This window comes from Peribacillus sp. NPDC076916 (assembly GCF_050269675.1).
Lineage (GTDB): Bacteria > Bacillota > Bacilli > Bacillales > DSM-1321 > Peribacillus > Peribacillus aracenensis.
On sequence record NZ_JBNNIU010000002.1, the window covers coordinates 907,263 to 930,287 of the forward strand.

At 35.8% G+C, this 23,025-nt stretch carries 18 protein-coding genes; 14 read left to right on the forward strand and 4 right to left on the reverse strand.

Annotated features, from left to right (window positions below):
* Nucleotides 1–192: 192 nt before the first annotated feature.
* The 5 genes from ACQKFG_RS09315 to ACQKFG_RS09335 all read left to right on the forward strand — a co-directional run bounded on the left by ACQKFG_RS09315 (nt 193) and on the right by ACQKFG_RS09335 (nt 4,233).
* Nucleotides 193–609, forward strand: a complete 417-nt coding sequence (locus ACQKFG_RS09315) for a BlaI/MecI/CopY family transcriptional regulator (RefSeq protein ID WP_192204917.1) — start codon at nt 193–195, stop codon at nt 607–609.
* Nucleotides 609–1,463: a M56 family metallopeptidase gene (locus ACQKFG_RS09320; protein WP_427558117.1), complete on the forward strand. Its 855-nt coding sequence runs from the start codon at nt 609–611 to the stop codon at nt 1,461–1,463. Before ACQKFG_RS09315 ends, ACQKFG_RS09320 begins: the two co-directional genes overlap by 1 nt.
* A 69-nt stretch (nt 1,464–1,532) precedes the next feature.
* Complete coding sequence (locus ACQKFG_RS09325) at nt 1,533–1,961, forward strand: DoxX family protein (RefSeq protein ID WP_427558120.1); 429 nt, start codon at nt 1,533–1,535, stop codon at nt 1,959–1,961.
* A 437-nt stretch (nt 1,962–2,398) separates the two neighbouring features.
* Nucleotides 2,399–2,824 (forward strand): VOC family protein, encoded by a 426-nt coding sequence (locus ACQKFG_RS09330; protein ID WP_260288313.1) that lies wholly within the window; start codon nt 2,399–2,401, stop codon nt 2,822–2,824.
* A gap of 629 nt (nt 2,825–3,453) precedes the next feature.
* Entirely contained in the window at nt 3,454–4,233 is a 780-nt protein-coding gene (locus ACQKFG_RS09335) for a hypothetical protein (protein WP_192204913.1), read from the forward strand.
* Between the two features lie 178 nt (nt 4,234–4,411).
* Here the strand turns inward: ACQKFG_RS09335 and ACQKFG_RS09340 are convergent, their stop codons facing one another.
* From ACQKFG_RS09340 to ACQKFG_RS09355, 4 genes are all read right to left on the reverse strand, one after another.
* Complete coding sequence (locus ACQKFG_RS09340) at nt 4,412–5,056, reverse strand: 2OG-Fe(II) oxygenase (protein ID WP_349728395.1); 645 nt, start codon at nt 5,054–5,056, stop codon at nt 4,412–4,414.
* A gap of 1,074 nt (nt 5,057–6,130) precedes the next feature.
* Complete coding sequence (locus ACQKFG_RS09345) at nt 6,131–6,919, reverse strand: HipA family kinase (protein ID WP_427558125.1); 789 nt, start codon at nt 6,917–6,919, stop codon at nt 6,131–6,133.
* 555 nt (nt 6,920–7,474) lie between these two features.
* Nucleotides 7,475–8,563 carry a glycosyltransferase gene (locus ACQKFG_RS09350; protein ID WP_427558128.1) on the reverse strand — a complete coding sequence of 363 codons (1,089 nt, stop codon included), beginning with the start codon at nt 8,561–8,563 and terminating at the stop codon, nt 7,475–7,477.
* The gene (locus tag ACQKFG_RS09355; RefSeq protein WP_353872060.1) at nt 8,563–9,036 is read right to left on the reverse strand and encodes an NUDIX hydrolase; all 474 of its coding nucleotides are present in this window, start codon (nt 9,034–9,036) and stop codon (nt 8,563–8,565) included. Before ACQKFG_RS09355 ends, ACQKFG_RS09350 begins: the two co-directional genes overlap by 1 nt.
* Before the next feature lie 351 nt (nt 9,037–9,387).
* Between ACQKFG_RS09355 and ACQKFG_RS09360 the strand changes: the two genes are divergently transcribed.
* From ACQKFG_RS09360 to ACQKFG_RS09400, 9 genes are all read left to right on the forward strand, one after another.
* Complete coding sequence (locus ACQKFG_RS09360) at nt 9,388–9,984, forward strand: serine/threonine protein kinase (protein ID WP_349728401.1); 597 nt, start codon at nt 9,388–9,390, stop codon at nt 9,982–9,984.
* A gap of 1,851 nt (nt 9,985–11,835) precedes the next feature.
* Nucleotides 11,836–12,741 (forward strand): UTP--glucose-1-phosphate uridylyltransferase GalU, encoded by a 906-nt coding sequence (galU, locus tag ACQKFG_RS09365; protein WP_427558132.1) that lies wholly within the window; start codon nt 11,836–11,838, stop codon nt 12,739–12,741.
* A 1-nt stretch (nt 12,742) separates the two neighbouring features.
* Nucleotides 12,743–14,062, forward strand: a complete 1,320-nt coding sequence (locus tag ACQKFG_RS09370; protein WP_427558135.1) for a UDP-glucose dehydrogenase family protein — start codon at nt 12,743–12,745, stop codon at nt 14,060–14,062.
* Between the two features lie 325 nt (nt 14,063–14,387).
* Nucleotides 14,388–15,899, forward strand: a complete 1,512-nt coding sequence (locus tag ACQKFG_RS09375) for a glycosyltransferase (protein WP_427558138.1) — start codon at nt 14,388–14,390, stop codon at nt 15,897–15,899.
* Nucleotides 15,886–17,067, forward strand: coding sequence for a hypothetical protein (locus ACQKFG_RS09380; protein ID WP_427558141.1), 1,182 nt, complete (start codon nt 15,886–15,888; stop codon nt 17,065–17,067). Before ACQKFG_RS09375 ends, ACQKFG_RS09380 begins: the two co-directional genes overlap by 14 nt.
* Before the next feature lie 408 nt (nt 17,068–17,475).
* Nucleotides 17,476–18,480 carry an NAD-dependent epimerase gene (locus ACQKFG_RS09385; RefSeq protein ID WP_427558144.1) on the forward strand — a complete coding sequence of 335 codons (1,005 nt, stop codon included), beginning with the start codon at nt 17,476–17,478 and terminating at the stop codon, nt 18,478–18,480.
* Nucleotides 18,481–18,984: 504 nt separating this feature from the next.
* The gene (locus ACQKFG_RS09390; RefSeq protein ID WP_427558147.1) at nt 18,985–19,341 is read left to right on the forward strand and encodes a hypothetical protein; all 357 of its coding nucleotides are present in this window, start codon (nt 18,985–18,987) and stop codon (nt 19,339–19,341) included.
* A complete protein-coding gene (locus ACQKFG_RS09395) occupies nt 19,310–20,668 on the forward strand; it encodes a glycosyltransferase (RefSeq protein WP_427558150.1) in 1,359 nt (452 codons plus the stop codon). Before ACQKFG_RS09390 ends, ACQKFG_RS09395 begins: the two co-directional genes overlap by 32 nt.
* A 585-nt stretch (nt 20,669–21,253) precedes the next feature.
* Nucleotides 21,254–22,984: a phospho-sugar mutase gene (locus ACQKFG_RS09400; RefSeq protein ID WP_427558153.1), complete on the forward strand. Its 1,731-nt coding sequence runs from the start codon at nt 21,254–21,256 to the stop codon at nt 22,982–22,984.
* Nucleotides 22,985–23,025 lie beyond the last annotated feature (41 nt).

Genomic DNA, 23,025 nt, shown 5'->3' on the forward strand with positions numbered 1-23,025 from the left:
TTAAAAATAAACGGATGATCATTTGCTGCTGAAAAGGAATGGAGTGGAGGTGGAGAACCAGAGGACTTGGTAAAGCAAGAACTGTAGGGACCTGAAAAGTCAATCTATAGAAATCCGTGATAGTAATCTTCCGGATGAAACTTGATAGTAACAAGGATTTCCACTACAATTTGTAGTGGGAGGTGGTAAAGGATGAATATTAAAAATTTTAAATATGATGAAGTTGGACTGAATCGTTTCTTTGGTCCATTGGAAGCTAATATCATGGAGTATTTATGGGATAATGATGAACAGAGCATTAAATCTGTTCAGCAATCATTGGAACTTGACAAACCTATCAATTTCAACACAGTAATGACCGTCATGAATCGATTAGTAGAAAAAGGCATTCTTGAAAAGAGGGTTGAGGGGAGACTTTCATTATTTCGCCCGGTGCAGACCAAAGCGGAGTTTTTAGAAGAGCAGTCAAAGAAGCTGACTGAGAATTTGCTGGATGAATTTGGTGGGGCGGTCATAAGCCATATGCTGGATGCCATGAAAGACGCTGACCAAAGCTTGATTGAAAAATTGGAACAAAAAATCCAAGCGTTAAAAAAGGATAAATTATAATGTGGAAGAGAAAGTCTTATTTTGTGATAAGCCTGAGTCTTTTAATTGCCTTTGCAGTATGGTGCCAAATGGGGGCGTTTTTAGTACATATCTTTTTTGGTGTGAATATTAAAGCCAACTTTTTTAAATTTTGTTTTAGTTTATTTAAGGAAGATTCAGTATACTACTTTGTGGTCGTCACCCTGCTCAGTATAATAATATCCTATAGTATATTAAGCACATTATTCACAATTGCAGAGCAATATTTCTTATCCAGAAGATTTAAACAAAAGCTTTTTCTTTCAAAAAACGTTGATATGACAAAGTCCATAAATGAAACATTCAATCGTTTCAACAATGATATCTTAGTTGTGAACGCTGAACAGCCTCTTGCGTTTACGCTAGGTTTCAGGCGGCCTTTCATTGTGTTCAGTACTGGTTTAATTCGATTATTGGACTTTGATGAACTAGAAGCGGTAGTGGAACATGAAGCCTTTCACCAAAAAAAATATGATCCGTTCGTAATTTTTAGTCTTCAGTTGATTTCAGATGGGTTATGGTTTGTCCCACTGACAAAATGGTGTCATAAAAATTATAAAATAATAAGTGAATTATCAGCCGATGAAAATGCGATTAATAAAATGGGGACTGAATTAGGCATAAGTACCGCTTTGTTGAAGTTAATTAAACATGGTTACACTGATAAATCCTCTCCAGTCCTTGTCCACTTCTCCAATGAATCAGTTAACTATAGACTTCAGCAATTAATTGAACCTCATAAATCAATTCCTTTGAGGGCTGAAACTACCACGATTTTCGTTTCTATTTATGTTTTGGTCTTACTTCTGGGAATGACCATAGTGATTGTCGGATGACTTTCACTTGATTTTTTTACCATTTTACACTACACTTTGTAGTGTAAAATAAAAAAAAGGAGATTTGTCATGAATAAACAAGAAATCGGTACCTTTTTATTAAGAGTTATGTTGGGAACTTCATTCTTCATGCATGGTTTGTCAAAATTCAAAGACGGATTGGATAACACTGCAGGATGGTTTCAAAGTATAGGCATTCCAGGATTTATGGGCTATGTAGTAGGTATTATTGAATTGGTTGGAGGAATTGCCTTAATTATAGGACTTGGAACAAGAATAATTTCTGCCTTCCTGGTTTTCATCATGGCTGGTGCAATTGTTTATGTGAAATTCCCAGCAGGTTTTATGGGGAATGGAGAAGGTACTGGGTACGAACTGGATCTCGTTCTTATGATTATTGCACTTCACCTAGTTATGAATGGAAGCCGATTCCTATCTATAGACTCTAAATTACCAAACCTTAAAAAAGGACAAGATTCAGAAATGATAGCAAGTTAATTAAAACAAACGATATCCTAAAAAATTAAACACTTTTTAAACAGTCTTGAGGCATGAAACCAGCAATCTACTGGGAGCATGCCTTTTTCTTTTCACCTTGTTCTTGTTTGAAATGGTTCATGGTGAAAAACCGATAATAAGTCAAAGCAGATTTTGGTAATCGAAAGTAGTTTTCCATGACTGCATTATCGTAAAATACTTTGCGAAATGACAATAATGCAAGCCCGGACCAAACACCTTGGAGATTTCAATTCAATCGTTAACAAAAAAATGGATAGTTTTCAGTAAATTCTCATTGACGAACACATGTTCCTCGTTATAAAATGCAATCATGGGTAATAATGGTATAGTGGTTATTGTCACTGACCAGTTCTATAGGAAGCTTGGAAATTTCTCAAGCTTTGTAAAAAAATCAAAGCAAAAGGAGCTATTTAATTATGACAATGCGATTATCTCCATATTTAATGATGAATGGAAATGCAAAGGAAGCAATCCAATTTTACGAAAAAGCATTAGATGCAAAAATCGTCTTTAATCAAACTTTTGGGGAAATGCCAGAAAACCCAGAATTTCCTCTGCCAGAAGAAGCAAAGGATCTTGTGGCACACGCAATGTTAAAAGTTGGGGAAACGGACCTCATGTTTTCCGATACGTTTCCAGGTCAAACCAGTCAATCTGGAGATCAAGTCACGATCTGTATTTCCATTAATGATATTGAAAAATCAAAACGAATCTTTGAAACTTTGTCGCAAGGTGGAGAAGTGAAAATGCCGCTGCAGGAAGCTTTTTTCAGCCCTGCTTATGGGATTGTATCAGATAAATTTGGTGTAACTTTTCAAATTTATACAGAGGGTCAACAATAATTTTCTTTTGTTAAATCATATCAACATGGAAAAGCGGCTGTTTTAGAGTCTTTTAGTTGCAACTTAAATCGTAAATCGTAATTGATGAATAAATAAATCCCAATTTCTCATTTATATCTATGAGAGATTGGGATTTTTAATATTGGAACTTCCTTAAACGCTGTAAATCCACGTTTTGCTTGCGGTATTCCTTATTAGATTATTGGTATGATTTTTTATCTCTTTTTATATGCAGCCAAAGATCATCCCGCAAGGTAGCATAGCATGTGATAACATCATGTTTATGTATAATGTAGCGTTCATTCTCACTTTCACATGATCCTGGATCCAATCTGAATGTATATATTGCGATTAATAACCGAACTCCACCATTGATATCATGACTTTAGTGGTTACCGATCATGTATTTTTGGTTTCGCACTTTTAATTTTGATACCTTATCGTTATCTCTCTGTGATATTCGTCATACATTCTTCATCTATTTGTTCTTTGTTTAGATAATGGCTATGCTATTATTTAAAACATTGACATACAAATTAGTCGCATTCGTTGTAAAATACACTCCTTTTAATAGGCTAATAGCATTCGATTAACATTACATTGCGTAATTAGGGGAAAGGGGGAACAATGTGAACACAGATCAAGCTTTCGACCTGTTAAAGGATGCAGGAGTAACAGAAAGTAGCAGCATACAAACTGTTAGACGCTGGCTTCGTGAAGGAAGGATTAAATATGAGGGAGGAAACAAGAATAGAAATACTGGATACATAATGGATGGCACAGATCAAGCATTTGAAATGTTAAAAGATGCAGGAGTAACAGAAAGTAATAGTGTACAAACTGTAAGTCGCTGGCTTCGCGAAGGTAAGATTAAATACTCTGGAAGCGGAAAGAGGAACAATGGATACATAAACGATGACTCAGCTGCAAAGCTGGCTATAAATGATATCATAGATCAAAATAAGGACGAAATCATACACCGATTAAAATTAAAAATACAAGCTCAAGAAAAGCATATAGAAGGTATTGAAGAGCTTCATGAGACTGCAAAAAGAATATTGATTCAGCAGAGGGATATGTTCAAAAAGGAAGTTGCCATTCTAAAGAATGAGAAAAGTGAATTACAAAATGAAACAAAGGATTTATTAAAAGAAAATATTGAATTACGTAATGAATTGATAAAATTAAAAGAAAATTTCAGAAACAATTACAATATTGAGTCCACTACTCAGTCAAATGATTATAGTGAAAAATTAGGGCTTTCAAAAACGGCGAGCAATAAAGAAGTATTGGCAGAATATAAAGGGTTATTAAAAATAACCCATCCTGACCATAATGGCAACGCGAAGGTATTTCATTACATTAAGACCGATTACGATAATTTTAGAAAAAGTACTAAGGGTAAATGAATAGTGTGCTCAGAAATTTTGAGTTCAAAGAGACCAACCAGTGTATTATTGATCATTCTTTTTGTGATTTCATCGTTTTTTAATGAACATTATCCTAATGAATTAGGTGCCTAATGAACAAAGGCACCTAAAATTAAGGCTTATAAAGACTGACGTTTACACAGTATCAATCTGCAGACTACTTTTGTCTCCTCATCCATTGTGTTGCAACCCATTTTTCCCCAGTGATAACGGGTGCTCCACCGTGTAGAGTCAGTTCGTTTAGATTTTGGTCGTTATAGAAATATTCGAAATACACAGCCATTCCCTTTTGCGGGGATACTGAAAAATTCAGTTTAGGAAAAAAAGTTTCCCCTCCATGCTCCACATTATTTAAGTACATGATGATTGTGCTAATTCTATTATTTTTTGCTGCTATACTTGAGGATGTAAAAAAATCAAAATGAGCTTTATACTCTTGCCCAGGAGTATATTTAAGAACTTGAATACCATCTCCATGTTCAATGGGTATATTCATGATGGTTGAAATCCTTTTTTCAATTTTGGTAATGATATCATATTCATTTTCTTGAAAAAACATACTACTGCTCGTTCTTATCTCATTTACTTCGTGCTTAGATCCGATTTTGGAACGATTCATTCTGTCTTTTGACAATTCAATAAGTCCGTCACATTCTTCGTCACTCAAAACATTCCCTAATATTACAATTAGTGGTTCATCTAATCTAGCAATAACATTAATTTCTCGATCTTCTGTTTTGATTTTATTACCAATATGATTAAAGATAGTTTGTTCTTTACTTATTTTATTTTCCACTGTCAACTTTCATCGACTCCTAATAGAAAGAATTTTCCGAACAATTAGTTTGAATTGCTACTGTAAGCGTTTTACTATGTTAATTATACCACGAGCCTTGTTATATAACTGTTTCTTAATTCTTGCTAACAGTGCTCCGATTATGAGGTGGACCGGTTAAAATTACTGGTGAACTGGCGCTTGACCATATCATGCTCTAATCTTTTATATAAAATATAGTAAGCTCACAATATGCACAAGTCTCTTAGTATAGATATTCATGTGTGCATTTTTACAAAAATCCTTACGTGAATTTATTTCCTTCTGTTCAAAAAAAATGAAATGACGCTTACTTACACATACTTTTGAGCAAGTTTTATCATTCTTCTTCCATTATAGAAGGACTTTTCAAAAAGATGCTTCCTTTCGTAATGAGCTCTTCAAGAAAATTAGAGAAAAAGAAAAAAAGTAATGGATGAGGAAATGTGAAGGAAGTGAAGGAATTTAAATCTATGTGTTACTGAAGGGATTAAAAAAGTGGATGTAATAAAAAAATCCAACTTCGTCTCCGCTGATTGATAAGGGGGGCGCAAGGGGCTGTTTTTAAAATTTCTCCAGACAAATGTGTAAAAATTTGTGCAAAACAAGAATATCTCGTTAAAACGGTGGATGTATTGAAAATAGCACAAGAGTCTTCCACTATTTCACTGGGGTAAAACTATATTATTATGGAGTATCTTGAGGGGCAACTTTATTCCAATATTTAGGTCTGGAGGTATCTTATCCGAAAAATTGATAAGGCAAATTCTTTGCTTAAAGAAATGAAGCTTTAAAGTTTACCAGATTGGCAATCGATTTTCGCTACATTATAACTAATGATGAGGTATTCAAAGAAATTGATCATTATAGCTCCTATATAAGAATTCGAAACAGGCAAGAGTTGATATTCAAAGGTTTAAAAAAGTTGGGTCTATTACCATTATTTTTGGAAGAGTTGAAAGAAATGAATTTCGATTCTATATGAAATGGAAAGATTTATAGATAAAAAAAGTAACCCCATTAAAATTAATAAGGAGTTACTTTTTTAGGGGAAAACCAATGTTATTTTGGGTTGCTATGATGCTGGATGATACGATCAACGATATCTGGCAATTTAATTTTCTGGTCTAAAAGAAACTTGTAGAGAGCATCTCTATCCTTCTTACTCACATTCCACTCTTTTGGAATGGATTCAATCACTTGATAAATCGATTTGTTCGGCAATTTCACTATCTTTTCTATAAACGATGTAAGTTCTGTGTGATCATCGAGAAGGGAGAAGGCCCATTTATAAAAAGGCCAATGGTAGTTATATACCGGTGTTTCACTTAGCGTTTTAGCTGACCAATTGTAACGTCCGGGAAAAACTCTGCCATGATCAATCATATGGACATAATAGCCACCATTACTTAGATTTTCCAATATGACATTCATCGTTCCTCGATCAGAGTTATTTACCCATTGGTCGAATACCGTAATACCGGCTAGCATTTCTCGGTTTTTAACATCCGACTTAGTGGGAAGATTCTGTCTAACATTTTCGAAAACTGTACTGTTTTTAATATAAACACAGCCATATTGGTATCCAGATCTATAATCGTATATAGTGGATTGTAATTCAGGAGTTTTCTTGATAAATTCTTCCGGTATATATACTAGATCGAATGGGATAACGGGAAGTGAAAGGAGCTCTGCCAATTTGCCGATCAGGTATTCATTGACCACTTCTTTTTCTCTTTCTTTCTTAATATCGAACCACTTCACAACATATTCTTTACCATCACTGAAAAGAATGACATGTGCGGTTCCGCCCCTTAATGTTTGTACATATCGAACAGGATATTTTGTCATATCACTTTGTCTCCTTTAAAAAAATTTGTCTAGCTTTTACCTGGTCTTTTTTATTACAGCTCTTGCATTGTTCGATCAAATTGGTTATAAGATTCGGTATATGACCTTTTGTTCTAAAAGAAATTTGTACAGCGCTTCACTTTACTCCTTCGGGAACCCGCCCTTTACAGGGATGGTTTGCAGTTAATTCGTATGGAAGGGGCACAATTTTTTCTGAAATTGTAAAACCCTCTTCATTTAGCATAGTGAAGCCCCATCGGTTTCTTTATTTGTAAGGGATATCATATTTCAGTTTCTGTGTAAGCGTTTTATCAGAACAATGACATCCTCCCTAACATGTTCCATGATCAATAAAATGGACAAAATAGCCGCCTTCCCGACTACAACGAAAATGCTTATGGTCCGATCTTGCGTATTGGCATTCTGAACCTAATTTGTATTTTTTGGCATGTGATTCAGGAGTACTTTTTATGAATTACTAGTCCGAGGGGGATAAAAGGAGGGAAGGAACATCGCTGATTTTTACTGAGCACCTAATCATTTACTTTGACTATGTCAATTAACTCCGTTATTTTTTTCCATTAAGCTGTATAGCCTTTGTTGTTCGATGATTTGTTTTTTTAAATCAAAGTTTTCATCAATAACCTGTCTTGCACTTCTGGTATACCTCTTCCATACTCTTGGATGATTCAGGAAATATTTTATACCTTGAGCCAGTTTTATATCATCTTTCTCAGGAACAAGGTATCCTGTTTTTTTATGCTCAATCAATTCCGGGATCCCTCCATGAAAGGTGGAGATGACTGGTAAACCGCTTGCCATGGCTTCTTTTAATGCATTTGGGATTCCTTCTACATCGCCATCTTCGCCTGTTTCACTGGCAAGGCAAAAGAGATGGGAATCTCTTAATTCCTTAGAAATTTGATTGGAATCCATTGGTCCCCTAAGAAAAACGTGTTCGTTTAAATGGTTTTCATCAATGAAAACTCTTAGCTTCTCTTCATCTTTGCCTGTCCCAATGATGTGCAGTGTCGTTCTTGGGTATTCTTGATGAATCCGTTGAAAAGCCTTCAAAAGCGTAAAAAATCCTTTTTTCTCGACAAGCCTGGCCACAGACAAGATTCGGATTTCACCTTCTTCAGGTAGGGAACGTTGGACATATGGGTATAAATCTAAATCTAGACCGCCATATAATACATGTATTTTATCTTCTTTAAATCCTAATTTTTTTAGTTCATCTGCAAGAAAATGGCAAACGGCAAAGCAGCCGGCTCCCTGTTTTACTAAATTTTGATATCGGAGGACATTTTTGCAAAATCTCTTATAGGTTTGAGTGGATGAATCACGTCCCCGGAAATGTACAATCAAAGGAATATCATACTCTATAGCTGTTGGTAAAATATCAGTGGAATGTTTCCCTTGGTGAGCGTGAATCGCCACGACATTTTGCTCCTTAAGGAAGGATCCAAGGTCTTGGATTTCGTTTAAATTAAAATAATGTTCAAACTGATATTGAACATTGTCGCTATTTGGGTAAGGTCCTATTACAATAGGCCGATATTGATCCAACATAATGATCTGATTGTACATGAATCCTTGATTTATTTTAATAGGTTCTCTAATGTAAAAAGCGATGGTCTTCATTACTTCGATCCCTTCCTTCCCTTTGAAATCAAGTTTTCGATAAAACTTTGAAATATTTGTCGATCTCGTTCAGTTAATTCTTTCGGAAAGGCGGACCATTTAAAAAATTGAACCTTTTGTATTTCCATATCATCAGGTTTTAAATCTCCGCTGAGTATGTCTTCGGTCACGTAAGCAATGTTGACTGGATAGTATTGATCACCATTAGGCAGCTTCGTAAAATAGTCCTTCCCTGAAAAGACACCAATTAATTGAAGGTTACCGATGTTAATTCCCGTTTCCTCCAAGATTTCACGTCTGCATGCCTCTTCCGCAGATTCTCCTAATTCGATAAAACCGCCCGGCAATTTCCATATTTCATCAGATTGTACCATCAGAAAACGGCTGTTTTGATCGATAACCAAAACGGTAACCCCAGTAAGTATCAAAGCTTTGGTACCAACAAGAGCCCGTAAATCTTCAATGTATCCCATCTCAAGTCCCCTTTCTGATCATTGATCATTTTCTTTCTGGTCATTCTTCTTCTTTATTAAATTCAAAATGAAATAATTTGAAACGGACAAGTACATATATTTCAGTGTTTTTTTGTGAAATTCTTTTTAATTATACGTATATGAGCAGAAGATACTGGAGAATTGTCCGGAAATCGTTCATAATGCAATCGAATTAGGCCCCTATTGCTAATAGGCTCCTTCTTGTCCATAAAAACCCAGTAAAGGAGGGTATGACCTTATTATGTGAAAAAGTGTTATTAACCTAAAGCAACTAATCGAGTATTTCATATCATAGATTATGGTTATAAAAGATAAGAGGTGAAAGATTAAATGGATGATTTTAAATCAATAAAGGTTGAGAGAATAGAAAATAACGGTAAAAAGGGACTTATTATTCATAATCCAACCAAATTGAAACTAATTGGGAAAGGAAGTCAAGGTGCAGTTTTTCAACTTGATGAAGATCTTTGCGTGAAAATTTATGTCAATCCGAATGCAGCAACTAAAGAGGGGAAAGCACTTGAAGCAGCAATGGAAACTCATGTTGTTCCGAGGTTATATGAAGTCGGACCAAACTATGTAATTATGGAGTATTTAAAAGGTCCCAATCTAAAAGATTATTTGAAAGGAAAGCAGGATATTCCCGAATCGTTTACAGAACAAATCATAATGATTCGAAAGGAACTAAAGAGAGTTGGATTTAGTAGAATCAAGACCTCAATCGGACATTTTGTTGTAACAAAGGGAAATGTGCTGAAAGCAATCGATCATTCAGATGGCCTCACAATGAATGATCCATATAATCCGAAGATGTTTCGTGATCTAAAGAAATTGGGGTTATTGGATACATTCCTGGAACAAGCAAAGAAAATCGATCCTGAATCATATGAAGAATGGCAGAAAAATATTGATTTCAATGCGATATAGGAAAACTATCCGATAGTAGGACAATATGGGGAACTGTCTTCCGAAAAGGCTCGAACCTGTGCAAGTATGGTATACGAATTTCATGATGAATGCATAACAAAACCAATTATGTTGTACTGGCGGAAAAGCTAAAGGAATAAAGTCGATTCTTTCACGTAATGGAGTTCGACTTATTAGGATGGAATTCTCTTAGACTATAAAATTTGCGAAATGCGCAGTATGCCTTGTTACTCCCATTCGTAATGTACACGTTCGGAAAGGAGGCGTTTCTCCCAAACAGCAATTGTTAACGTTAGGAAAAGTACGAACGTTTTGAATCCTGCATTTTTATTTTTTTTAAAAACGCTAAATGTATTTAGTGCATTGCTCTTCGGTAATATCTATGTAGCGTAGAGTGAAAATGGATGAGAATGATGCAGGATCGGTTGTAGCATGGCAATATCCTTAGCGGCTTTGTAAAACCAATAGCTTATTTTTTTCCCGAAAGGTAATGGTTGCCGACATGTTCCGCGCCAACGAACTCTACGGTCTAATTTAGCTGCTGATAGGCCAGGGCTGGATAAAATGGGATGTCGCTTTCTTATATGGGTATAAGTTAGGGCTCTATACGTTTTTCATAAAGTCATAGACCTCCAGGAAGCAATTCGCGATATTCATGTCGCGAATTTTTTCCGTTTTGCCTTCATCGTCACGGACATTTTGTTTTTTGCTTTAACGTCTGGAATCTATGGTGTGGTCAGTAGAAGATGTCCCAAACCCGTAGCCAAGTCTCATATACTGTAACGAATAAAACGACAGTTTTAGGGGTGAATTACAATTATAGTGAAATTGTATTTTTACAAACGGATAACGATTTTTTCTTTTATAAAGTGTTTTTTTTTAACAAGGTGGGTAAGTTTAACGGCCATACATGACAAACGCTCAGTCATTCAAAGGTGTGTTGAATACTGGTTTATCTATTTAAGATCTCTGTCAAGAAGAACAACAAAGTACTCATGTATGGATTCCTAAATAAAAAGAGAGGTCATTTTTTTCCAAAAATCTCTAATATTGCACCAACCATTTCCCCATTGCTCCTAAGACTGTACCGCTCATTTTGGCTTCTATTACTCTTGAAGAACTAGACTTCGCTTCCAGCAACAATTCTGAGGCGAAAGAAGCTTTAATTTGTAGGACACAACAACTAGTGACTTCTTTGATTACGGTGGATCAATTTTTGTCCCTTCATTGACTAGGAGATAGTTAATAAATTTGTCTAAACTATATCCATTCCAACATATTTCGTACTCTTAGTTATCAAGCCTGAACACAATTTAATTAAGAATGTAGGGGGGGAATAGACAACCCCTTTTTATTGTTTTATCAAATATTAGATTAAGAATTAAATTGTAAAAATTCCCCCCTTAAAAAAACGTGAATACAGTCCATCATTGATGAAAAGTGGAACTAAAAGGTATAAAACCCATATTAATTAGTCACTTAAAACGAGACTTGCGATACCCATTATATTAATCAAAGAAATTGTTGGCCTCGTTTCTGACGGCTGGAGTCTTTCAAAGAAAGAAAAAAGGAAAATCGTCAATGCCGCAAGCCCGCACAATGGTTTATCCAATCTGTTTATCGACAATTAAACCAAAACCATGGTAACTCCATTGCATAAAAAGTGTAAATGTAGTTTTAAATTTGGCACCAACCGACTGGTTGTGACGCCCGGCTACAGCCAGTATGGGATGCTTGCATGTATAGCCTACTGGTCCCCGTTAAATAAAAATGGACTAATTGGGCTACTAACTAGACCGGAAGTTGTCCTGATGCATATAAAGGATTAATGAATGACAAAGGAGGCAGCTTATGAAAATCCGAAAGGCCATAATTCCGGCCGCAGGCCTTGGAACCCGATTTTTGCCTGCAACAAAAGCTCAGGCTAAGGAAATGCTGCCGATTGTTGATAAACCAACGATTCAATATATTGTTGAAGAAGCAGTAGCTTCGGGTATAGAGGAAATTATTATCATAATCGGTAGAGGCAAAAGGTCAATAGAGGATCATTTTGATAAATCCTATGAGTTGGAAGATGCACTTTTAAGAAAAAATCAGCTGGATATTTTAGAGGAAGTTCAGAAAATATCAAGTATGGCAAATATCTATTTTGTCCGCCAAAAGGAACCGATGGGATTAGGGCACGCAATTCTCTGTGCTGAAAGCTTCATTGGAAATGAACCTTTTGCTGTTTTGTTAGGAGATGACATCGTTATGTCTAATACACCCTGTCTGAAACAAATCATCAGTGTTTTTGAGTATTGCAACAGTTCCGTCGTAGCTGTTCAGAGTGTACCGGAAAAGGATGTCAGTAAATATGGAATTATTAAGCCAAAAGGGACAATGGTTGAGCCTAACCTTTTTCATATCGATTCTATGGTGGAAAAACCGAAAAGGGAAGAGGCTCCTTCCACATATGCGATAATGGGGCGTTATGTTTTTAGACCTGAGATTTTTGAAACGCTATCAAAGCTTCCGTTTGGACATGGTAATGAATTACAACTTACTGATGCCATAAATGAGCTAAATAGGCAGCAGGCCGTATTAGCATATAACTTTGAGGGAAACCGATATGATATTGGTGATAAAGTTGGATTCATTAAAGCAACAATCGACTTTGCTTTACGCAGGGATGATATAAGAGATGAGGTACTTTCTCATATAAGGGATGTAAATAAGAAAGAAAACCTTCAGATTATAAAGAGAGAGCTTGAATAATATGAAAATAGCCGTTTTGGGTACAGGTTATGTCGGGCTTTCCACAGGTGTTTGTTTGTCCGAAATAGGGCATAGTGTCATTTGTATCGATACAGATGAACAGAAAATTAAAAGTTTACGTCAAGGGATTTCTCCAATATATGAACCGGGCATTGAGAGTTTGCTTACTCAAAATGCCGCAGCGGGCAGACTGCTGTTTACAACAAATCATCGAGAGGCGCTAAATGGTGCCGAGATCATCATCATTGCCGTAGGTACACCGCAAATGGAGGATGGGGGAGCAGATTTATCGTATATTGTGCAAGCCGCGAAGGATATTGCCGCAAACCTAATGCAGAGTTCAGTAGTCGTTATAAAGAGTACTGTGCCAGTTGGTACGAATGATTATATTAAAAAAATTATGGAGGAACACTGTAACGAAAGGGTCACCTTTAATATGGTTTCAAATCCTGAATTTTTAAGACAAGGATCGGCCGTTATGGATACGATGAAGGCAGATAGAATCATCATCGGTTCTGAAAATGATGAGGCGGCTAAGAAAGTCCAAGAAATGTATCGTCCGTTAAATGTACCATTTATACTAACCAGTATTAGAAGTGCAGAAATGATTAAGTATGCTTCTAATGCCTTTTTGGCTACTAAGATTAGCTTTATCAATGAAGTTGCCAATTTATGCGGAGTAGTAGGTGCAGATGTTAAAGATGTAGCAAAGGGAATGGGAAAAGATAAAAGGATTGGAGAAGCTTTTTTACAGCCAGGTATTGGTTATGGCGGATCTTGTTTTCCAAAGGATGTTAAAGCGTTGCTTCATACTGCAAAGTTAAATGGAGTACATTTTTCCCTATTAAAAGAAACAGTAGCGATTAATGATTTTCAGCAAGAACTTCTTGTAACGAAAGCGATAAATCGCTTTGGGGATTTAAAAGGGAAAAAAGTTGCAATGCTTGGTCTTGCTTTCAAGCCAGAGACAGACGATATGAGGGAAGCTCCATCCATCAAAATTGCACGTTCTTTAACCAAACTTGGAGCAGAAGTGGTAGCTTATGATCCGGTGGCAATAGACAATGCGAAGAAGATATTAGGGGATACAATTAGATTTGCCAGCTCAGTCCGCGAAGCGACAGTGGGTGCGGATGCTGTATTTATTGTTACCGAATGGAATGAGTTTAAACAATTAGACGTGGAGACATTGATGAATAGAATGAGACAACTGATTGTTTTTGATGGCAGAAATTGTCTTGAAGAAGATCGAATCAGAGCGTGCAAGAAAATTGAATATTATCCAATAGGAAGACCAGCAATTGTTATTGATATGACATAAAGAGAAAACTTTTTCAAACACTTCATTAATCCGAACATGATTCTTTAAAGACATATATTCGGGTCATATTGGCAATGCAGCACCTTTGATAGTCCTTGGGTGCTTTTTTATCTTTCTTTAAATGGATGAAATATCCTCATCGAACCATTGTTTGCACAAATAATCTTGTGTCATGGCCCTTACGTCAATCCATCCTTTGTATTAGGCTCTCCGCCATTTAGCTTTACTTTATGTTATTAGTCCATGCGTACCTAAAGAGTCCTGCATAATATACTTGAAAAGGTCCAGGAAATTTGCTTACTATGCATGAAAGGAGATCATTTATTTGCACACAGTTATGCATTTGAATTTAAGAGTCGACCCGACCCAATATATCTCACAGATTCGAGAAGTTCCTGATTATGATTATATCCACATGGTACGACAACCTAAGTATATGATAGATCTTTCCCTTTTGAATGAGAAAGTTCATTATCTCAATGAAATTTTCTCACCGAAAGAATATGTGAAAAGTAATAATATCTCCCTCTTACATGCTCACCATGGTCAATTAGGGATGTTATTACTTCCTTTTAAAGAGGAAACAAACCTTCCGTTGGTAACAAGTATAAGAGGCAGGGATGCAACCCTGGCTAATCAGCCTATTGGCTATCTAGATAACATGAAAAAGCTATTTGATCGAGGTGAGCGTTTTTTTCCAGTTTGTCAGTATTTAGCAGATAGACTAATTGCTTGGGGTTGTCCTTCAGAAAAAATCAGAGTGCTCTATGGGGGCGTAGACCTTAACGAATTCAAATACCGGACTCCACATAAAGGTGACTCTCAAAACATTTTATCCATCGGTAGGTTGGTGGAAAAAAAAGGACATCACATCTTAATGCAAGCATTTCAAAAAATCAGAGGTGAATTTCCAAATGCAACCCTGACGATTATCGGAAGGGGGGAGCTTGAAGAATATCTCATGTCATTGGCAAATCAACTAAATTTAGGAGACTCTTTTCGTTTATTGAATCATCTCCCTAAAGATCAAGTACGAGAACAATTGACCAATGCAGATATATTTTGCGCCGCGAGCTTAGAATCTGCCGATGGCGATGTAGAAGGAATACCTAATACATTAAAAGAAGCTATGGCGATTGGAGTACCAGTGATTTCGACCAATCATGCCGGCATCCCTGAATTAATAACCAATAACAAAGAGGGGGTTTTAGTACAAGAAAACAATGTGGATGAACTGGCAGATGCTCTTGAATTCATGCTAACTAACAGAGAGATGTGGGAAACATATACAATGGCGGCTCGTCAAAAAGTCGAACAAAACTTTAACCTCGCCAATCAGCTTCGACAACAAGCTGAATTTTATGATGAACTTGTAGCCCCTTATAAAGTAAGGAAACAATATGCAGTAACACCTCGCCGAATTGATAAAAAAACCCTTAAGGGGACTCCACAGCCTCAATTGCAAGGTAATGATGGCAACACAATCGCGCCTAGAAAAAAAGTCGATTTAGCTAAAAAAGCCCTTATTTATATGCAACAGCTACAGAAGTTTCCAGAGCTTCAAGAACTTCCACAGCTACAGCAGCTACAACAGTTTCAAAAGCTAAAACGGCAGACTAAAGATAAAGTCAAAGATGAACTTGTAGCATCTAATAAAAAGGACAAAAAAGCGAAGATTCAAATGAAGGCTCAAGGGAATGATGAAAAAATAGCATCTCGTAAAAATGCAAAAAAGGCTCAAAAAGCCGAAAAGATCAAAAAAGTCCTTAATAAAATTCAAAATTTTCAACATATGGCCAAAGATGAGCAGTTAGGAGGAGAACATGGAGGATTATAAAACCATTACTGTAACCAAAGGTGAAAAATCATTGGAAATTCACAATCCGACTACCTATACGCTGATTGGAATGGGAGCTCAAGGTGCAGTATTTAAACTTTCAGAAGATAAATGTGTAAAAATCTATTCAGACCCCGTACAAGCGGAAATGGAGGAAGAAGCTCTTAAAGCTGGAAAGCACCTCCCCTTTATGCCAATGGTATATGAAACAGGTCCAAACTATATAGTCATGGAATATTTTAATGCGCCAACCTTAAAAGAATATCTGAGAAATTGTACGTATATCCCTGATTCTATAGTAAAGAAACTTCTCTATATATTAAAAGAATTAAAACAAGCAAAATTCACCATGATAGATGCCCCCCTACGTCATATTTTTGTCGTTGGTAATGAGGAACTTAAGGTAATTGACCATGTAAATTCCTTTAAAAGGATGCACCCTGTGCCTTTAAAATTATTAAGAGATTTAAATATTATCCTCTTAAAGGAATCGTTCTTAGCCCAAGTGAAACAGCTTGAACCGGACACCTTCAATGAGTGGAAGGATTATTTCAATCAAAATAATTTGGACTTTAGAAACATTCCCGTCCTCTCAGGCGGGTCAGGTAATGGAGTGAAAGTGGATAGCGCTATTACACAAACACTTATTGGAAAAGGGCATCAAGGTGCTGTTTATCGAGTGTCTGAAAACGCATGCGTTAAACTTTACGGGAAAACTGAACATGCAGATCAGGAAAAAATGGTTCTTTTATCAAGCCAAGACTTGCCTTTTATTCCGAAAGTCTTTGAAACAGGACCCAATTATATTTTAATGGAATATCTATTAGGACCAGATTTAAATACGTTTCTAAAAAAACAATCTGTACTTTCTGAGGACATAACAAGACGATTACTCTATATATTAAAAACAATGGAAAGATCAGGTTTCAAACAAATTGATGCTCCATTACGGCATATTATCATAACCAAGAATGGTTTTAAATTAGTCGACCATGTGTACTCGTTTTCACGTGAACAAAAAAGGCCTCTCGAGTTATTTAAAGACCTTCGAGAAAGAAATTTTTTAGATGCTTTTTTTGAACAGGTGAAGGCGATAGATCCTGATACGTATGCTGAATGGACAAAAACACCAATCCCATTAACTGAAAATGATAATACGCTTATATAGTCGTGGTAATGTAACTGGAACCTAAGGAAAAAGGGTATTACGCCTATTTTGTTGAGGTTTTAGTTATCACAAAAAAGGAGCATTTTAATAAATCCATGTTGATTATCCTTTCAACGGTTTTTCATTCGTAAATGTTTGTTCATAGCGGTTATAAGAGTGGAAAACTCATTGGTCATATATAGAGAAAAAGGATATCATGTCATTCGTGAATTACGAATAAAACGTAGGTATCTTCATAATGAAGATGTTGATGTTGAGTTTGCTTCCTCTTAATATCCGTCATAATGAACTTTGTTCTGTTGCTGTAAAGGGTCGAGGTCGAAAGTATAAATATATAATTAATGCTTACACAGTGATCCGAAAAGGTGTCAAAATCCTATTGTAATAGAAAGGATTGGAATTATTGTTATGAACATTTTAGTAACAGGGGCTGCAGGATTCATTGGTTTCCATTTATCAAAACGTTTATTAAGCCTAGGTTTCAAAGTTATAGGAGTAGACAATATTAATGATTATTATGATGTTATTTTAAAAAACAATCGACTCAAGATATTAAAAGAAAACCCTGATTTTGAATTTCACAATTTGGATTTGTCCAATAAAGAAAAATTAAATCAATTATTTAAAGACAGGACCATTGATATAGTCATCAACTTAGCAGCTCAAGCGGGAGTACGTTATAGCATAGAAAACCCGGATTCTTATGTTAAGTCCAACCTGGTTGGATTTGTAAATATCTTAGAGGTCTGTCGACATAATAATGTGAAGCACTTAATTTATGCATCATCCAGTTCTGTATATGGTGCAAATACAAAAATCCCCTTCTCAACCAAAGACCCAGTGGATCATCCAGTAAGTTTATATGCTGCCACTAAAAAGTCGAATGAATTAATGGCTCATACTTATAGTCATTTATATAATATTCCAACCACAGGACTCCGTTTCTTTACGGTGTATGGCCCATGGGGGAGGCCAGATATGGCTTATTATTCTTTTACTAAAAATATTATTGAAGAGAAAACAATTAAGGTTTTTAATAATGGAGATATGAGAAGAGACTTTACTTATATTGATGATATTGTTGAAGGAATAATCCGGCTACTTGATAAGCCACCGGTTTATAATATTGGATGGGATCGAGCTTGCCCTGACCCAAGTTCAAGCTATGCCCCATACAAAGTTTATAATATTGGTAACAATAAGCCGATAAAATTAATGGATTTCATTATCACATTAGAGAAACTAATTGGAAAAAAGGCAAAAATAGAATTCTTACCGATGCAACCGGGAGATGTTAAGGAAACATATGCTGATATTGCCGATTTGCATGCTGATGTGGGGTTCTATCCTTCAACAACAATAGAAGAAGGTTTAACTCATTTTGTGAATTGGTACAAAAATTATAATAAATAAGAAAAAAAGAAGCAGTGAATTTTAATAAGTGCGATTTTAGTGGATAAAAAATAATGATGGAATTTCTGTTTCAGTCAAAAAGGTATAAAAAATTTCAAACACCTCAACTTAAAAGAATAACAAAGATAAGGTAATAGTGTAGGGCCTTGAGAAGAAATAATTCGGAATAGGTCAAGTTTCAAAATTGTGAAAACCATCAAACGATCCGCCTTCAAATATAGCTTCATTGACACCATTTGTTTTTTTAATCCTTGAGTTGGTATGAAAGGCCAATTAATGAATGCCATTAATGAAATGCTGAAAATTAAAAAATGTCAATGTGAAAACGATAAATGGAGACAGATTCGGTTTAAGTAGATTTAAAGTATGCATGGCAATACAGTTCAATATAAATAAAAATATTTTGTGTAAAAATCCAAAATCTAATAAAAAAGAGAAGGGTAAATTATATGCATGCAAAAAGATTAATTGAAAATTTGGAAGTTAATAAAAGGAGAAAGTAATTTGAACCCTGAAAATATGAAAACACCATTGGAAGTTCTTAAGAAGCATATAGATTTTCTCATGAAGTCCTTTACATGTAATTCTACAAAAAATCCTCTATTCAAATTAAATCCTCTGTTTAAAATTAATTTTATAGTTTGTTCTGAAGACCTGCCATACAAAGACAGTTATAAAGCTGATTCCATTTTCACTCATGAATATCACAAGCAAGTGAAACAAATTGGAGAACAAGGAAAGATAAAAAAAATAGATAATTATCAAGAACTATCGGTTTTAGCAGAACGCGAGAAGAGAAATATGAATTTCATGTTAAAGGGACTGAGGCATGATGAAAACCATTGCTTATTTTGTAAGTGAAAACATTAAAACACACCAACGTTTTATATATAATCAAATCGTAAAAATAAGTAACTATCGCTCAATCGTAATCGGCCCATTCGAAGATACCAACCATACAGAATTCCCCTTTAAAAACTACTATAATTTAAACAAGATTAAAGATCTAGAAAAATTCTTCAAAGAACAAGAAATCATAGCCATTCATGCTCATCACGGAAAACATGGACAAGAAATTTTGCCTGTTTGTGAAAAATATAATATCCCATTAATCGTTAGCATTAGAGGGCGCGATGGTTCTGACAGACCAGAAATTTTCAAGAAAAATGCCCAGCGATATTCATCATTAATTAAACATGGTGCACACTTTTTTCCTGTTTGCCAATATCTTGCACAAGGATTAAGAAGTTTAGGAATTCCGGACGATAAAATTCATGTGTTATATGGTGGTATCGAATTGGATCTTTTCGCCTATGCTACCCCCAAACTACCTAAAGAAGGCGAAATAAGAGTTTTGTCTGTAGGTAGACTTGTAGACAAAAAAGGATTTATCACTCTTATAAAAGCATTTAAACGGATTCATTCACAATATCCAAATGCTAGACTGCATATTATCGGAGCAGGTGAAGATGAGAATAAAATTAAATCGGTCATTACAGAATTTAACCTTAAAGATGCTGTGGTTATTAGAGGAGCTATGAATTCAAAACAAGTTTCGAACGAATTGAAAAAAGCTCATATCTTTTGCCTTGCAAGTCAGACTGCTAAAAATGGTGATATTGAAGGCATTCCTAATGCCTTAAAAGAAGCAATGGCTAGCGGGTTACCTGTCGTTTCTACTCAACATGCGGGTATCCCTGAATTAATTGAACACCAGAAAACAGGATACCTGGCTCCAGAAAAAAATGATATTGAGTTAGCGAAAGGCATACAATTCTTTTTAGAACATCCAGAGGTTTGGAACGATTATACGGAAAGAGCACGGAAAGTCATTGAAGAAAAATTTGATATCAATAAACAAATTATGGAGCAACAAAGATTATATTCACTCGTTAATACAACGGAAACGGAAAAGGAAACGGAAAAGGAAACGGAAAGGAAAACGGAAAAGGATACGGAAAGGAAAACGGAAAAGGAAACGGAAAGGAAAACGGAAAAGGATACGGAAAGGAAAACGGAAAAGGAAACGGAAAAGGAAACGGAAAAGGAAAGGAAAAAGGAAAAGGAAAAGAAAAAGGAAAAGGAAAAGGAAAAGGAAACGGAAAAGGAAAGGAAATCGGAAAAGAAAAAGGAAAAGGAAAAGGAAAAGGAAAAGGAGAAGAAAAAGGAAAAGAAAAAGAAAAAATGAATCAAGGAAGGAAAACTTAAAAAAGGTTACAAGAAAACAAGCTGGATACCCGATAGTTGTTAGATAAAGGGCGTGCCATGGGCTATATTGAGGATTTACGAAGCTTGTAGGGAAATGCAAGTGATTTTAATATGGGCAATAGTATTAATATTCAATCCACTTGTACAGATTTCATTACAATTTCGAACAGATACAAAAGTATAGAGATTACCACCAAAAGATATGGATTCTGATATCAAAAGAAATTTGTAATTATTCCAGATTTCGCAACTGAATTTTTGCTAAACCAGCCGTATTTTCGCTCTTCTTAAAAAGAAGTAAAGAAGCATAAATGACCTCTTTCCAAAGTATTGGTTGGGAATATGAATAAATCGTAACCAACAGCTTTGGAGGGAGGAGATTTGCAGATTCTACAACTCGTTTCAAAAGTGGTACTAAAGGAAGATAAAAAAATAATATCGGAATGGATGCTATGGGAACGATGGCTTTTTAGATTTCTTACTAAATTCGTTTCCTATAATGTGTACTAAGATCAAGGAGTAAAGAAAGGCCAAACAAAGCAAAGTTGGAAGGAGCTGTATTTTAATGAGCTGGAAGCATTCGTATACTATTTGGACAAGTTACCCCCATTTAAATCATGAAATGCGTTTATTGCTTGAAGAAATGAAGGATGATGAAAAAGTACTTGAAGACGCCTTTTATAAAAATTTGGAATTTGGGACGGGTGGTATGCGAGGGGAAATGGGTCCAGGTACTAATAGGATGAACATTTATACAGTGCGAAAGGCGACTGCAGGACTTGCTGAGTATATTCAATCGTTTGGAAACGAGGCAAAATCGAGAGGAGTCGTAATTGCTTACGATTCAAGACATAAGTCTCCCGAATTTGCATTGGAAGCAGCCAGGACTTTGGCAACAATGGGAATTAAAGCTTATTTATTTGATGAATTACGGCCTACCCCCCAGCTCTCTTTTTCCGTACGTAAGCTGGGTGCATTTGCCGGTATCGTCATTACAGCAAGCCATAATCCCCCTGAATATAATGGGTATAAAGTGTACGGATCAGACGGGGCACAGCTACCTCCTGAAGCGGCGGATCAAGTCATTAATTATGTGAACGCGATTGAAAGTGAGCTTTCCATTGTAGTTGAGGAAGAAGAAATCCTAGAGGGCAGAGGACTCATTCAAATCATCGGGGAGGAGCTGGATACTGCTTATAATGAGCAATTGCTCACTATTCCGGAAAATCCAAAGTTAGCAGATGAGATCGATGTAAAGCTCGTGTTTACACCGCTTCATGGTACAGCAAATCAAGCAGTAAAACGTGCTTTGCATGATCTAGGATATCGAAATGTCCATATTGTTAAAGAACAGGAAATGCCCGATGCTAACTTTCCTACCGTTAAAGTCCCTAATCCAGAGGAACATGCTGCTTTTGAATTGGCCATTGCGCTTGGAAACCGCGTCGACGCTGATTTATTGATTGCCATCGATCCGGATGCGGATAGGCTCGGAATTAGCGTGAAAAATAATGCTGGAGATTATATCGTATTAACAGGCAATCAAACCGGCGCTCTCTTTTTGGATTATTTAATTTCACAAAAACAAAAGAAAGGGACTCTTGCTGGAAATGGAGTCGTATTAAAGACCATTGTGACTTCAGAAATAGGAAGGGCGATTTCAGAGCAAAATGGTTTGAAAACAGTAGATGTTTTAACTGGATTTAAATTCATTGCTGAAAAAATCAATGAATACCACACAAGTGGACAACATTCTTTCCTGTTTGGCTATGAAGAAAGCTATGGATATCTAATCAAAGATTTTGCTCGAGATAAGGATGCCATACAGGCTACAGTTTTGGCAGTGGAAGTCTGTGCCTATTACAAAAAGCAAGGCAAAACGATGTACGAAGGTTTAATGGATGTTTTCGATAAATATGGATATTACTTGGAAGGTTTGCAATCGTTGACTTTAAAAGGAATTGAAGGTGCCAGGCAAATTGAAGCGATTCTAAATGAATTCCGTGAAAATCCACCAGATCAAATCTCTGATCTTCAAGTAGTGGTTCGAGAGGATTATCTAAGCAGGAAAAAATACATGTTTGCGTCAAATAGGGAAGAGGCAATCAAGCTCCCAAAATCGAACGTATTAAAATACTTTCTTGAAGATGGCACATGGGTATGTTTACGACCTTCGGGAACAGAGCCTAAAATTAAATTTTATTTCGGTGTTAAAGGAAGCTCGATGAAGGAAGCGAAAGGGAAATTATCCATCGTTATGAAAGACTTTATGAGAAGTATCGATAAAATGCTTTAAAGAAGGATTCTCATTAAGAGGGTCTCCTTAAAAAACTAGGG